13 protein-coding genes are annotated in these 13,553 nt (G+C 62.7%); 8 read left to right on the top strand and 5 right to left on the bottom strand.

Annotated elements, in window-relative coordinates; translation table 11 throughout:
- The first annotated feature begins 32 nt into the window (after positions 1-32).
- From FVE66_RS10445 to cysM, 4 genes are all read left to right on the top strand, one after another.
- A complete protein-coding gene (locus FVE66_RS10445; protein WP_151447384.1) occupies positions 33-1,406 on the top strand; it encodes a UDP-glucose dehydrogenase family protein in 1,374 nt (457 codons plus the stop codon).
- Entirely contained in the window at positions 1,403-2,344 is a 942-nt protein-coding gene (gene rfaE1, locus FVE66_RS10450) for a D-glycero-beta-D-manno-heptose-7-phosphate kinase (RefSeq protein ID WP_151447385.1), read from the top strand. Before FVE66_RS10445 ends, rfaE1 begins: the two co-directional genes overlap by 4 nt.
- Before the next feature lie 83 nt (positions 2,345-2,427).
- Positions 2,428-2,736 (top strand): helix-hairpin-helix domain-containing protein, encoded by a 309-nt coding sequence (locus FVE66_RS10455; protein WP_151447386.1) that lies wholly within the window; start codon positions 2,428-2,430, stop codon positions 2,734-2,736.
- Positions 2,737-2,922: 186 nt separating this feature from the next.
- Complete coding sequence (gene cysM / locus FVE66_RS10460) at positions 2,923-3,834, top strand: cysteine synthase CysM (protein WP_151447387.1); 912 nt, start codon at positions 2,923-2,925, stop codon at positions 3,832-3,834.
- Between the two features lie 69 nt (positions 3,835-3,903).
- Here the strand turns inward: cysM and FVE66_RS10465 are convergent, their stop codons facing one another.
- Positions 3,904-4,233, bottom strand: coding sequence for a hypothetical protein (locus tag FVE66_RS10465; RefSeq protein ID WP_151447712.1), 330 nt, complete (start codon positions 4,231-4,233; stop codon positions 3,904-3,906).
- 339 nt (positions 4,234-4,572) lie between these two features.
- Positions 4,573-5,127, bottom strand: a complete 555-nt coding sequence (locus FVE66_RS10470) for a DUF1415 domain-containing protein (RefSeq protein WP_151447388.1) — start codon at positions 5,125-5,127, stop codon at positions 4,573-4,575.
- A 242-nt stretch (positions 5,128-5,369) separates the two neighbouring features.
- Between FVE66_RS10470 and FVE66_RS10475 the strand changes: the two genes are divergently transcribed.
- The 4 genes from FVE66_RS10475 (at position 5,370) to modC (ending at position 9,287) form a co-directional block, all read left to right on the top strand.
- Positions 5,370-6,596, top strand: coding sequence for an MFS transporter (locus tag FVE66_RS10475; RefSeq protein ID WP_151447389.1), 1,227 nt, complete (start codon positions 5,370-5,372; stop codon positions 6,594-6,596).
- Positions 6,597-6,725: 129 nt separating this feature from the next.
- Positions 6,726-7,475 (top strand): molybdate ABC transporter substrate-binding protein, encoded by a 750-nt coding sequence (gene modA / locus FVE66_RS10480; RefSeq protein WP_421829677.1) that lies wholly within the window; start codon positions 6,726-6,728, stop codon positions 7,473-7,475.
- A gap of 13 nt (positions 7,476-7,488) precedes the next feature.
- The gene (gene modB, locus FVE66_RS10485) at positions 7,489-8,160 is read left to right on the top strand and encodes a molybdate ABC transporter permease subunit (protein ID WP_151447391.1); all 672 of its coding nucleotides are present in this window, start codon (positions 7,489-7,491) and stop codon (positions 8,158-8,160) included.
- A 14-nt stretch (positions 8,161-8,174) separates the two neighbouring features.
- Complete coding sequence (gene modC / locus FVE66_RS10490) at positions 8,175-9,287, top strand: molybdenum ABC transporter ATP-binding protein (RefSeq protein ID WP_151447392.1); 1,113 nt, start codon at positions 8,175-8,177, stop codon at positions 9,285-9,287.
- Positions 9,288-9,351: 64 nt separating this feature from the next.
- Here the strand turns inward: modC and mltB are convergent, their stop codons facing one another.
- From mltB to FVE66_RS10505, 3 genes are read right to left on the bottom strand one after another with little or no spacing between them, the layout of a single operon-like run.
- On the bottom strand, positions 9,352-10,491 hold the full coding sequence (mltB, locus tag FVE66_RS10495) for a lytic murein transglycosylase B (protein ID WP_151447393.1): 1,140 nt from the start codon (positions 10,489-10,491) through the stop codon (positions 9,352-9,354).
- Positions 10,482-12,554 (bottom strand): transglutaminase TgpA family protein, encoded by a 2,073-nt coding sequence (locus tag FVE66_RS10500; RefSeq protein WP_151447394.1) that lies wholly within the window; start codon positions 12,552-12,554, stop codon positions 10,482-10,484. The genes mltB and FVE66_RS10500 overlap by 10 nt, the downstream gene beginning before the upstream one ends.
- Entirely contained in the window at positions 12,551-13,549 is a 999-nt protein-coding gene (locus FVE66_RS10505; RefSeq protein WP_151447395.1) for a DUF58 domain-containing protein, read from the bottom strand. Before FVE66_RS10505 ends, FVE66_RS10500 begins: the two co-directional genes overlap by 4 nt.
- Between the last annotated feature and the right edge of the window lie 4 nt (positions 13,550-13,553).

The following is a 13,553-nucleotide window of genomic DNA, read 5'->3' on the forward strand; positions in this document are numbered from 1 at the left end:
GGCCCGCAAGCAATCAAGCCAATGGAATCAATATGAGAATCACCATCATCGGCACCGGCTATGTTGGCCTGGTAACCGGCGCCTGCCTGGCGGAACTGGGCAATGACGTGTTCTGCCTGGACGTCGACCAGAAGAAAATCGACGTCCTCAACGCCGGCGGAATACCGATACACGAGCCGGGCCTGGCCGAGGTCGTCGCCCGCAACCGCGGCTACGGCAGGCTGAAATTCTCGACTGATATCGAAGCCGCCGTCCAGCATGGCGATGTCCAGTTCATCGCGGTCGGCACGCCGCCCGATGAAGATGGCTCGGCCGACCTCCAGTACGTGCTGGCAGCAGCGCGCAATATCGGCCGCCACATGCGCGACTTCAAGGTGGTGGTCGACAAATCGACGGTTCCGGTCGGCACCGCTGACAGGGTGCGCGCTGCGATCCGCGAGGAACTCGACAAGCGCGCCGAAAAGCTCGGATTCTCGGTGGTGTCCAATCCGGAATTCCTGAAGGAGGGGGCCGCGGTCGAAGACTTCATGCGCCCCGACCGCATCGTCATCGGTTGCGACGACGATGCCGAAGGCGAGCAGGCGCGGCGCGTGATGCGCAAGTTGTACGCGCCGTTCAACCGCAATCACGAGCGTACTTTCTGGATGGACGTGCGCTCCGCGGAATTCACCAAATACGCTGCCAACGCCATGCTGGCCACCCGTATCTCGTTCATGAACGAGATGGCCAATCTGGCCGACCGCGTCGGCGCCGATATCGAAGCAGTGCGGCAGGGCATCGGGTCGGATCCGCGTATCGGTTACAGCTTCCTGTATGCCGGTTGCGGATACGGCGGCTCGTGCTTCCCGAAGGACGTGCAGGCGCTGGAGCGCACCGCCCGCGAATACGACCAGGACCTGCTGATCCTGCGTGCGGTCGAGCAGGTCAACAACCACCAGAAATACATCCTGGGACGCAAGATCGTCGAACGTTTCGGCGAGGATCTTGCGGGCCGGCATTTTGCAGTCTGGGGGCTGGCATTCAAGCCCAATACCGACGACATGCGCGAGGCGCCGGCCCGGGTCCTGCTGCAGGAACTGGTTTCACGCGGCGCCACGGTTGCCGTGTATGACCCGGTCGCAATGGACGAGGCGAAACGGGTGCTGGCGCTGGATTTCGACGGCAAGCCGGATCTGTTGTCGCGCATCCGCTTCAGCGAAACACCCGATGACGCCGCGCAGGATGCCGATGCGCTGGTGATCGTGACCGAATGGAAGGCCTTCCGCAGTCCTGATTTCGAACGGCTCAAGCGGCAGCTGAAGGCGCCGGTGATTTTCGATGGACGCAACCTGTTCGAGCCGGAAGTGATGTCCGACAGCGGCATCGAATACCACGGTATCGGACGTTCGGCGGCAGTGCGCGCATGAACAGCTTCGACCCCGCCCGCGCGGCCGCTGCGCGCATCCTGGTAGTTGGCGACGTGATGCTGGACCGTTACTGGTTTGGCGAGGTCAGCCGCATCTCGCCGGAAGCGCCAGTGCCCGTGGTCAGGGTCCAGCGGCGCGAGGAACGGCTTGGTGGCGCCGCCAACGTCGCCCGCAATGCCGTCGCGCTTGGCGCGCAAACCGGACTGCTGGGCGTGATCGGGCAAGATGAGGCGGGCGACGCGGTTGAAGCGCTGGTGCAGCAAGCCGGCATCCGCTCCAGCCTGAACCGGGATGCGGCGATCTCGACCATCATCAAGCTGCGGGTGATCGGGCGGCAGCAGCAATTGCTGCGCATCGATTTCGAAGAAGCGCCGAGCGAAATCGCATTACGTGACAAGCTCACGCAGTTCAACGCCTTGCTGCCCGGCTTCGACATCATTGTCCTGTCCGATTATGCCAAGGGCAGCCTGGTCAATGTCGGCGAAATGATCGCTACGGCAAGGCGCGCAAACAAGTTGATCCTGGTCGACCCGAAGGGCGACGATTTCGCCCGCTATGCCGGGGCCTCGGTGCTGACGCCGAACAAGTCGGAATTGCGCCAGGTTGTCGGCAACTGGAAAAGCGAGGACGAACTGACGCAGCGCGCGCAGAAGCTGCGCGGCGAATTGCAGCTCGATGCGCTGTTGCTGACTCGCTCGGAGGAAGGCATGTCGCTGTACACCGCGGATTCTGTCGAACACTTCCCGGCGGTCACGCGCGAGGTCTACGACGTCTCCGGCGCCGGCGATACCGTGATCGCGACCCTGGCCACGATGCTGGGGGCCGGCATGTCGATTCGCGATGCAGTGGAGACCGCTAATCGAGCAGGCGGTATCGTGGTTGGCAAGCTCGGTACGGCCACTGTCGGCCTGGACGAACTTTTCCCGCCTGAGGCCTGAGGGCGTCAACCAAGTCGCCCTTCAGCCGTTGCTGGTTCACCGCGCTACCGCCGGTGGCGCATGCACAGCATCTGGAGGGTTCGATGATCAAACAATTGCTACAAATTACCGCGCTGGCGCTCTTGTTCGCCGGGCCGGCTTGCGCCCAGGTCGATGCGAATTTTGCGGACCAGGCGGCACTGGATGGTGTCAAAGGCATCGGTCCCACCATCTCGCACGCGATACTCGACGAACGCCGGCGGCGCGGCCTGTACAAGGATTGGGCCGACCTGGAGCAGCGGGTGAAAGGCATGGGCGAACGTCGCGCACTGGCCTTGTCCGAGGCGGGATTGACCGTGGACGGGAAGGGAAAGGCCGATCCGGCGCGCGTGCCGCGTTCTTCCGCCCGTTGAACTGGCTGTGAGGTGGTGGAAAGTGGCGCGCAAGCGGCAGGCAATCGCTTGGCAATTGCTTGGCAATCGGCATGCAATTGGCTGACGTCAGCGGGCAATGGTCCAATTCGCACGCCCCTGACGCCGACCGATTAAAATAGGCCTCCGTTACGCGCTTATGCCCGGGCCCGGCGCCCGCAAATCATCATGTCCAGCACACACTACAAGACCATCGAAGACACAGTCGGCAATACGCCACTGGTCCAGTTGCAGCGCATTCCCGGCGCCGATGCGGCTGCCCGCAACAACATCATCCTCGGCAAGATGGAGGGCAACAATCCTGCCGGATCGGTCAAGGACCGTCCTGCGCTGGCCATGGTGAAAGGCGCGGAGGAGCGCGGACTGATCAAGCCGGGCGACACCCTGATCGAAGCCACCAGTGGCAACACCGGCATCGCACTGGCAATGGCGGCGTCCATGCGCGGCTACAAGATGGTGCTGCTGATGCCGGAGAACCTGTCGCTGGAGCGGCGCCAGAGCATGGCGGCCTATGGCGCACAGATCATCCTGACCCCGAAGACTGGCGGCATGGAATATGCCCGCGATCTCGCCGAGCAGATGCAGAAGGATGGCAAGGGGATCATCCTCGACCAGTTTGCCAATCCGGACAATCCCCGTTCCCACTACGAGTCCACCGGTCCCGAGATCTGGCAGGACACTAATGGGGAGGTTACCCATTTCGTCAGCGCGATGGGCACCACCGGCACCATCATGGGCGTGTCGCATTATCTGAAAGAACAGAATCCGCAAATCTGCGTGGTCGGCGCCCAGCCAGATGAAGGCTCGCAGATCCCGGGCATCCGCAAATGGCCCGAAGCCTACCTGCCAAAGATTTTCGACCGCTCGCGGGTCGACCGGGTAGAGAACGTCAGCCAGGCCGCTGCCGAGCAGATGGCGCGGAGGATGGCGATCGAGGAAGGAATTTTCTGCGGGATTTCCGCGGCCGGCGCGCTTGAGGTTGCGCTACGTATCTCGGCCGAAACTGAAAATGCGACGATCGTTTTCATCGTCTGCGACCGTGGCGACCGTTATCTGTCAACGGGCATCTTCCCGGCTTGACCTGATCGACGCCGGTAACGCTGGAAATTGCAGGGCGGGCAGGGCAGGGATGCCGTACCCGCCCTGTTTTCATTCTTCCGAACCACTGTCCTTGTTCTTCGGCTTGAACTGCTTGTCGCTGATACGGAACTTGTCGCGGCGGTCGCCCATCAGCATGCGCAGGTCGCGGATGCTGAGGTCGCTCACTTCATGCATGCGAATCAGCAGGGAAGCGCCAACCGGCAGGCGACGGTGGCGGATCTTGCTGATCACCGGCGGCGCCACTTCGAGCGCACGCGACAGCGCCGCGTCATTTTTCAGGTGCAGGCGTTCAATCAAGGAATCGAGCAGATTGTTCGGGTCGTAGGCAACCTGGTCTGCAAGACGGTTGCTGGGAGGGGTATCTTGTTGTGTAGTCATCATGGTGGCAGTCCAATATACGAAATAGCTTGGATGGAATACGAGAGGCGCAACCAGCGAATTCAATTTCTGCGCTGGTGACACGCTTGTTCAGAGTTCGCTGTTGCTTTTTAATTATTATATTGTCAATTGGAAACAATATAAAGAACCATCTCGCATCGTGGGTGGTGTTGACGAAAAATTACGTCATCAATGCCCACTGAAACAATTTCCCAGATTTTACTGGTCGCCCTGACAAATGTATCGCATCGTTACGTTCTGTTAACTTTCACCAGAGAAAGTTTCATAAAGGCAATGATATCGCCGAAAAATATTCAGCGCTTGACGAAGCGCAACGCTTCAGCGCTCTGGTCGCGGCCCCCAGATGCGCGCGAATTCGTCCTGCGGCAGATCCCTTAGCACGCGCATGTTCCGCTGGTAGACCGAGGCAGGATCGGGCAGGGAGTCCACGGCGCGGCTGATGCTATCTTCCCGCAATAAATGCAGCATCGGGTAAGGAGAGCGGTTGGTGTAGTTGGCGCGATCCGCAGCCGGGCTGTCGGCAAACTGGTAATCGGGATGGAAGCTTGCCACTTGCAGCACGCCCTCGTAGCCCTCTGCCTCGATGATCATGTCGACGATGTCGAGGTAGTCGTTGTATTCGGCAAAGTCCTCCAGCACGAATGGATGGATCAGCAGGATCGTGTCGAGCTGTTCCGGATCAGCGGCAGCCAGGTCATGCAGGGCGGCGAGCAGTTCGGCTGTCAGGGCTTCGGGGTCGCGCGCCTGGCTGAGCGTGTAGCGGATCTGCCCTCGCGCCTGCACCGCTTTTGCAAACGGACACAGGTTCAGTCCGATGACTGCCTCTTCCACCCAGCGCCGGGTGTCGTCCATGAGCTTGTTCTCGTCGTTCATTGAAGTGCTTTCCGATGTCGGTGTATTGCCAGTGTTCCCGGCGCTGTATTGGTCGCGCCGGGTGCGGATTCTACCCCCTCACTGCGTCCGGCGGTCGGCCGGACAAGGCGCGACTGCGCCGGATGAGGGCGCTTCTCGTGTAAGATTTCCCCCGGACAACGACGAATCTGTCGTTGCCGATGCGCTGCACGCTGGAGGAGACACATGGCGGTAGCATATAAAAAAAATCAACCGGCTTCCTGATGTCTGACTACAAATCGCTGCGCCCCGTCCTGCCTATCCTGATTGGCGTCTCCATCGTGCTGAGCCTGGCCATGGGCCTGCGACAAAGTCTCGGGATTTTCCTGCAGCCAATTACTCGCGACGTCGGCATCTCGGTATCGCAATTCACGATCGCCATCGCGGTGCAGAACCTCACCTGGGGCGTGCTGCAGCCGTTTGCCGGTGCCTGGGCTTCGCGCGCGGGATTTCGCCTGACCCTGGTGGCCGGTTCGGTGCTGTACATCAGCGGCCTGGTCCTGCTGGCTACCGCGCAAGGACTGGTCGGCATCATCCTGGGTGCCGGCGTCGCCATCGGCGCGGCCATGGCCTGCACCGGCAGCGCAATCTCGCTTGCGGTCACCGCGCGCTCCACCCCACCGACTGTGCGCTTGGTGGTAATGGGTCTTGTGTCGGGCGCGGGTTCGCTCGGGGCTTTGCTGTCGGCACCGATCGGACAGGCACTGAACCAGGAATACGGATGGCGGGCCGGCGTGACCGCATTCGTCGTGATTGCGCTTGCGATGTTGCCCGCCGCCTGGATTGCGGGACGGGTCGACAAGATTCCGGTCCCGCCCACACCCGGCGGCACGGAACTGAGCGGCAAGGCAACGCTGAAATCCGCGCTGCGCAATTCGTCTTACCTGATATTGATGTCGGCGTATTTCGTTTGCGGCATGCAGCTGATTTTCGTTGCCACCCACCTGCCGTCCTACCTCGAAATCTGCGGCATGGATCCCATGCTCAGCGCCAAGGCGCTGGGCGTGATCGGCGGATTCAATGTGCTGGGCAGCTTGTTCTTCGGCTGGGCCGGCACCCGCTACAACAAGCTGATGCTGCTGGGCGGCATCTACATCATGCGATCGCTGACGCTGGCCTGGTACTTCATGTCCAGCCCGACACCGTTCAGTACGCTGCTTTTTGCCGCCATCATGGGCTTCCTGTGGCTGGGTGTGGTGCCCCTGATCGCGGGATGGATAGGCGAAACCTTCGGCGTGCGCTGGCAGGCGATGCTGGGCGGGGTGGCTTTCATGAGCCACCAGTTCGGCAGCTTCATCGGCGCCTTCGGTGGCGGGCTGATCTATGACCTGTCCGGCTCGTACAATGCGGCATGGCAGGGCGCTGTGGTGATCGGACTGGCCGCAGGCATCGTACAGGCGGTATTTGCCTGGAGCCGACCCAAGCCGCCGCCTGCGATGGCTGCGGCGTGATATTTTGCTGGATTCAGTCGGATGGTCTGGTCCGCAACTTACTTTCAGATGTTTTCCATGACTGGCAGGTCCGATAGAAAGCTGCGCCCATGGCGCGGCAATGAAATTTCCAACAGGCCGGGCCAGGCACTGCCCGCGGTTTTTCACGCCGTTTGCGCAATAGCCTTGTTGGCAGGCAGCATTGCCCATGCCGGTGAAGTTCAGGTGGCCGTGGCCGCCAATTTCACTGCACCCATGAAAAGAATCGCTGCGCAGTTTGAACAGGAAACCGGCCACAAGGTCGTGGCATCCTTTGGTGCTACCGGCGCGTTCTACGCCCAAATCAGGAATGGCGCGCCGTTCGAGGTCTTGCTTGCCGCGGACGACCAGATCCCCGCCAGGCTGGAGAAGGAGGGCTTCGGGGTGCCAGGCAGCAGGTTCACCTATGCCATCGGCAAGCTGGTGCTATGGAGCGCAAAGGGCGGCCTTGTCGACGACAAGGGTGAAGTGCTGAAACAGGGATCGTTTGCGCATCTGTCGATAGCCAATCCCAAGGTGGCGCCATACGGCGCGGCAGCGCTCGAAGCCTTGAAGAATCTTGGCTTGCTGAATGCGCTCGAACCGAAGTTCGTGCAGGGGGAAAATATCTCGCAGGCATTCCAGTTCGTATTGTCCGGCAATGCGACGCTCGGCTTTGTCGCGATGTCGCAGGTCTACGAGGATGGAAAGCTGAAATCCGGATCGGCCTGGATGGTGCCCGCCAGGCTGTACAGCCCGATCCGGCAGGACGCGATGATCTTGCAACGGGGCAAGGGCAATCCTGCCGCAGCGGCGTTGGTGACGCACCTGAAAAGCAACAAGGCAAAAGGCGTGATCATGTCGTACGGCTACGATTTTTGAAGGGGCCCCGGCAATGCTGAGTCCTGAAGACTGGGCGGCGATCTGGCTGACATTCAAACTGGCCACCGTCGTCACTGGGCTTTTGCTCCTGATCGGCACGCCAATAGCCTGGTGGCTGTCGCAGACGCGTTCCCGGCTGAAAGGCGTGATTGGCGCCGTGGTCGCCTTGCCGCTGGTATTGCCACCGACTGTGCTGGGTTTCTACCTGCTGGTGGCGATGGGGCCTGACAGTCCTGTCGGCCGCTTGACGGCGGCGCTCGGATTCCAGTTGCCCTTCAGTTTTTCCGGCCTGGTCGTGGCGTCGGTATTTTATTCATTGCCGTTTGTCGTGCAGCCGATTCAGAACGCATTCGAATCGATGGGACGCCGGCCGCTGGAAGTGGCGGCAACCCTGCGCGCCGGACCGTGGGATACATTCTTTTCAGTGGCATTGCCGCTGGCCCGGCCCGGGCTGTTCACTGCAAGCGTCCTTGGTTTTGCGCACACGGTAGGCGAATTCGGCATCGTGCTGATGATAGGCGGGAATATTCCGAACAAGACGCGCGTCGTATCGGTACAGATCTATGACCATGTCGAAGCGCTCGAATACGCGCAAGCGCACTGGCTGGCGGGCGGGATGCTGATCTTTTCCTTCCTGGTGTTGCTGTGCCTGTACACGCTCAATCCGTCGCGGCGGGTACTGTGAACGGGCAGCCGACCATGCGCGCGAATCTGCAGAAGAACCCGCAGCTGAACCTGCTGTTGAATCTGCAGCTGAACTACACCGGATTTTCCCTGGAAGTGGATCTGGATCTGCCCGGCCGTGGCGTCACTGCGGTGTTCGGTCATTCGGGATCGGGCAAGACGACCCTGTTGCGCGCGATTGCCGGCCTGGAACGTCCTGGCCAAGCTTACCTGGAGGTGAATGGCGAGGTATGGCAGGACGATTCCCGGGATATCTTCGTGCCGACTCACAAGCGTTCGCTCGGCTATGTTTTCCAGGAAGCGAGCCTGTTCCCGCATCTGTCGGTGCAAGGCAACCTGGACTATGCGGGCAAGCGCGCCGGCGCGGCGGATCAGGGAAAGGCAATGGCGCGGGCGGTGGATTTGCTGGGAATCGGGCATCTGCTGCAGCGTCGTACCCATAATTTGTCCGGCGGCGAGCGCCAGCGCATAGCGATTGCCCGGGCGCTGGTTGGCAGGCCCAGGATCTTGCTGCTGGACGAACCGCTGTCCTCGCTCGATATCAAGCGCAAGGAAGAGGTCCTGCCTTACCTGGAACGCATCCACCAGGAACTCGATATTCCCATGCTCTTTGTCAGCCACGCGCCCAACGAGGTGGCGCGGCTGGCGGACCATCTGGTGTTGCTCGATGCAGGCCGGGTGATCGCCAGCGGCCCGCTTGCAGAAACCATGGCGCGCCTGGATCTGCCCACCGCCCTGACCGATGATGCCGGGGTCGTGATCGAGGGCGTGATCGACGGCTTCGATGAAGAATACCAACTGGTACGCTTGCAGGTAGGCGGAAACCCGATGCAGGTCGCACACAAGGCGCTGCCGCCGGGGGCGCGGATGCGGCTGCGTATCCTGGCGCGCGATGTGAGCCTGGCGCTGGAGCGGCAGCGCGATACCTCGATCCTGAATCACTTGCCGGCGACGGTGATTGCGGAACGGCCGGCCAGCGAAGCTGCGCAAGTGTTGATCAGCCTCGATGTGGGTGGCGCCGTGCTGCTGGCCCGCATCACGCGCCGCTCGCGCGACCAGCTGGGCATTGTTCCCGGCAAGCAGGTCTGGGCGCAGGTGAAGTCGGTGGCGCTACTGCCTGCTGGCTGAATACGGGCCATCGCCCGGCGCAGTAATTTCTCAGCAGCGTGACAGGGGCAATCCCCCGGATTTCTTAGCGCAGGCTGGTCTGCGTGCTGCGCGCCACCCGCACCGACTTGCCCAGCTCGATCACCGACATCGCATAGAAAAAGCTGCGGTTGTACTGCGTGATCGCGAAAAAATTGTTGGTGCCGATCCAGTACTCGGTCGGCTCGCTGCCGTTTTGCAGATCCACCAGTCCGTAACGCAGGTCGGCCGGCACCGTGGTGGCCGGCAGCACGCCGCCGGCGGCAAGCTCGTCGATGCTGTTGCGCGCCTGCAGGCCCTGCTTCAGGAAGCCGGCCCAGCTGTCATTGTCCGACACCGTTGCCGGGAACACGGCCGGGTCGCCCTTGTTCCATCCGTGCTGCAACAGGAAATTGGCAACGCTGCCGATCGCATCCACCGGCGATGCGCGCAGGTTGATGTGCTGGTCACCGTCGAAGTCGACCGCGAAACGGCGGATGCTGCCCGGCATGAATTGCGGCCATCCGATCGCACCGGCATACGAGCCGAGCAGCGTGAACGGATCCAGCTTTTCTTCCCGCGCATACACCAGCGCGTTCTCCAGTTCGCCGCGAAAGTAATCCATGCGCGCAGCACGGTTGGGCGCCTCGGGATAGGCGAATGCCAGCGTGGCAAGGGCGTCCATCACCCGGAAGTTGCCGGTATTGCGGCCGTAGATGGTTTCCACGCCGATAATGCCGACGATGATCTCGGCCGGCACGCCATATTGCTCTTCGGCGCGCGCCAGCACGTCGGCATGGCGGTCCCAGAATTCGACACCCGCCTGTATCCGCAGCGGCTCGACGAAACGGGCGCGGTAGGCCTGCCAGTTCTTGGGCCTGCCGGGTGGAGCCGGCTTGATCAGCTGCACGGCCTTTTCGACGAAGCGCACTTTCGACAGGATGGCGCGCACTTCGTCGCGTTCGAAGCCATGGATTTCCGCCATCCTGTCGATGAACGGGCCGGCGTCCTTCCATTGTGCGAAATTGGCGAATTCGCCGACCTCTGCGGCGCTTGCATTCACTTTTTTCAGGACCGGCTGGCGGCGCTGGCGGCTGGCGGCGCTGCTGTCCTGGGCCGGCAGCGCGATCAGCACAGCCAATGGCAACAAGGCAAGGGATGGGCGAAGGCGGCGGATGCCGCGCAGGGCATCGATGATCAACGACATAGTGATAGCAGTTTCCTCAAGCGGGACAATTCCGGGGCAGCGGATGGCAGGGTAGCGCGATCCGGGTTGCGCGGGGCGGCGTAGCGCATTGTTTCATACAGTTCGAGAAATTCACTCCAGGCGCGCAGCTTTTCCGGGCTGGCGGCCTGTTGCTGGGCGAGCAAGCGCTGGCGCCAGCCGTGCGGTCCTTCGTGCAGGGCGCGAGCCTGGCCCTGGCGTGCCAATGCCTGGCAGAAACGCTCGTAGAGCGAGTCGAGCGGATCGCGGTGCCGGCGCCGGTTGTGCAGCATCAGCGGCAAACCGATCAATGCCGCGACCACGACCAATGCGGCGATCATCAATCCGGTCAGCGTGGTCCAGTCCGGATTTTCAAAGCCGAGCGCTTCCAGCAAGTCGCGCTGCCGGCCGGCGGAGTAATCCAGCACCAGCTGGTTCCACCGATTGTTCAGCGCATCCCAGTTCATCCGCATCCGCTGGATCGCCGTGGCCCAGGCGCTGCCCTCGACGTTGAAGCTGACCAGCCCACCCAGCAAAGTCTGCGGGACGGTGCTGCGCAAGCTGCTGTCAATGCGGGATGGCGCAACCGCGGCGGTCGGATCGACCCGTACCCAGCCGCGCTGCGCCAGCCATACCTCGGCCCATGCATGCGCATCGGACTGCCTGACTGTCATGAAATTGTCGAGCAGGTTCATCTCGCCGCCCTGGTAGCCGGTCACGACCCGGGCCGGAATGTCCATCGCGCGCATCAGCACCACGAAGGCGTTGGCATAGTGCTCGCAGAAGCCGGCGCGGGTGTTGAACAGGAATTCGTCGACCGTGTTCTGGCCGAGCAGGGGCGGCTCCAGCGTGTAGCGGAAATTCTGCTGGCGGAACATCGCCAGCACCTGTTTGACCAGCAGCCCGGGATCGCCCGCAGCGCCTGATGCCTTGTGCATTTCAGACGCCAGCTGGCGCGCGCGCGGGTTGTATCCCGCCGGCAGTTGCAGCCAGTCGCGCAGCGAAGCCGCAGTCTCGTTGCCCGGATACGAAAAATCCAGGTAGGAGGCGGCGTCGTAGCGTACACGCTGGTTGATCGGCGCGCGCGTGGTCAGCTGCATGTCCGGCTGCACCCGGATGATGTGGGTGCCGGCCTGTGGCACCGCGGCCGGCATCTCGAGCGCGAACAGGGATCGCTGGCCGCTCGGTTCCAGCGTCACCCGGTAGCGGGTTGCCGGGCTGGCCGAGCGCAGCTCGAGGGTGCCGCCCGGGCCGCGTCCGGCGGGCAGCGGCGTCCAGGTGCGGCCGTCGAAATGCCCGAGCACCGGTCCGCGCCAGTAGAGCCGGGGAGTGGGCGGGACGGCATCGGTGAAGCGCACGCGAAAGGCAATGTCGCTGGACAAGGCCAGCCTGGATATGTTGCCTGGCGCCATGCTGTTGCCGAGTCCGGAGGTGCCGCTGTTCGCCTGGCTCTGCAGGCCCCAGAAAGGCCCCTGGAAACGGGGGAACAGCAGGAACAGCACCACCATCAGCGGCACCGCCAGGCCGACGATGCTGCCTGCCAGCCGCAGCCGGTCACGCAGGGGCGGCGCGTGTTGTGCATACTGGAACGATATCTGCACTGTCAGCACCAGCACCACGGCAATACCCATCAACACCGAGGTGAGCATGCTTTGCGAGTAGAAAAAGTTCATCAGGATCAGGAAGAAACTGAGGAACACGACCACGAAGGCGTCGCGCCTGGCATGCATCTCCAGCAGCTTGAATGCGATCAGCAACACCAGCATGGCAACGCCGGTGTCGCGCCCGAGCATGGTCTTGTAAGTAAGCAGCACGCCGGTCATCACCAGCAGACACACCGGCAGCAGCAGCCAGCGCGGCGGCAGGCGCTCGCCGCGGAACGTGATCCAGCAGCGCCAGGCCAGCAATCCGGCCGATACCTGCGTGATCCAGCCCGGCAGATGCAAGCCGTGCGGCCCCATGATCAGTGCGCAAGTGACGATCAGCAGCAGCGAGTCCACCTTTTCGCGCGACAGGCCGACAGGCGCAGGCCGCCATGCAAACAAGCGCGTGCGTGCTTCACTCATGGCGTGCCGCCGTGGTATAGCGCAAGGGCGCGCAGGCACTCGTCGCGATGCGCCGCTCCCTGGGCTGCCGGCAGCACCATGCCACCCAGCATGAAGCGCCAGGCCAGTCCGCGCTGCTCGGCTTCCAGCACCCAGCGCGTCATGCGCGACAGCCGCTGTTCCAGCGGCAGGCCGGCAAGCATGTCTTCGGCTATGCACAGTTCAGCGCTGCTGCCACCTTCGAAATGCTTGCTCACCAGGGCGCCGGCGCCGTCGCCCATGCGGGCAATCTGGCGCCACGCCAGCCGGCTGGGCGAGTCGCCGGCCTGCCATGCGCGCACGCCGGCAAAATCATCGTGCCCGGCGCGGCCGCTGCCATCCTTGCCGCCCATTTCGCTGGGCGGCAGCGGCGGGCCGTCTTCCTCGGGCTTGGGGTACACCAGGGTGGCGAGCTCGGGTTGCCAGTAGCTCCATGCGCGCAGCAAGCCCAGTGGAAACTGCGTCTGCAGCCTGATGCGCGGGGCTTGCAGCCAGCCGCGCTGGCGGGCAGGCGCGGCCAGCCGCACGCTGCATTCACCGAACGCGGGCAGGTCGACCATGGTTTCGACTTCAGTCGCATCGTCACCGATGAAGCCGATGTCGATCGCGTAACGCGCATGGCGGCTGCGATTGGCCAATTGCAATTCGAACAGGGCTTCGCCGCCGGCAAACACCGGCGTGCTGCGGCCTGGTGACAGGTGCAGCCAGGCCAGGTTGCGGTAGGTCAGGTACATGCCAACCAGGGCGCAGCCTGTCACCAGGAAAGTGAGTGCAAAGCCCATGTTCAGGTTGTAGTTCACGGAACCGATGAACAGCCCCAGCAGCATCACCACGAAGGCCATTCCGGCGCGAGTGGGCAGGATGAAAACCCGGCGCCGGTGCAGCACCACTTCGCCGTGCTCGGCCGGCTTGAGCTGGAACAGCCAGGTGTCGATGGCGTGCCGGAACAACTGAGGCAGGGCCAGGGCGGGGCGCATGAAT

The sequence above is a fragment of the Lacisediminimonas profundi genome, assembly GCF_008831265.1.
Lineage (GTDB): Bacteria > Pseudomonadota > Gammaproteobacteria > Burkholderiales > Burkholderiaceae_D > Lacisediminimonas > Lacisediminimonas profundi.

Coding starts and splice junctions, on each gene's coding strand:
- FVE66_RS10445 (WP_151447384.1), top strand. CDS start 33: ATGAGAATCACCATCATCGGCACCGGCTATGTTGGCCTGGTAACCGGC.
- rfaE1 (WP_151447385.1), top strand. CDS start 1,403: ATGAACAGCTTCGACCCCGCCCGCGCGGCCGCTGCGCGCATCCTGGTA.
- FVE66_RS10455 (WP_151447386.1), top strand. CDS start 2,428: ATGATCAAACAATTGCTACAAATTACCGCGCTGGCGCTCTTGTTCGCC.
- cysM (WP_151447387.1), top strand. CDS start 2,923: ATGTCCAGCACACACTACAAGACCATCGAAGACACAGTCGGCAATACG.
- FVE66_RS10465 (WP_151447712.1), bottom strand. CDS start 4,233: ATGACTACACAACAAGATACCCCTCCCAGCAACCGTCTTGCAGACCAG.
- FVE66_RS10470 (WP_151447388.1), bottom strand. CDS start 5,127: ATGAACGACGAGAACAAGCTCATGGACGACACCCGGCGCTGGGTGGAA.
- FVE66_RS10475 (WP_151447389.1), top strand. CDS start 5,370: ATGTCTGACTACAAATCGCTGCGCCCCGTCCTGCCTATCCTGATTGGC.
- modB (WP_151447391.1), top strand. CDS start 7,489: ATGCTGAGTCCTGAAGACTGGGCGGCGATCTGGCTGACATTCAAACTG.
- modC (WP_151447392.1), top strand. CDS start 8,175: ATGCGCGCGAATCTGCAGAAGAACCCGCAGCTGAACCTGCTGTTGAAT.
- mltB (WP_151447393.1), bottom strand. CDS start 10,491: ATGTCGTTGATCATCGATGCCCTGCGCGGCATCCGCCGCCTTCGCCCA.
- FVE66_RS10500 (WP_151447394.1), bottom strand. CDS start 12,554: ATGAGTGAAGCACGCACGCGCTTGTTTGCATGGCGGCCTGCGCCTGTC.
- FVE66_RS10505 (WP_151447395.1), bottom strand. CDS start 13,549: ATGCGCCCCGCCCTGGCCCTGCCTCAGTTGTTCCGGCACGCCATCGAC.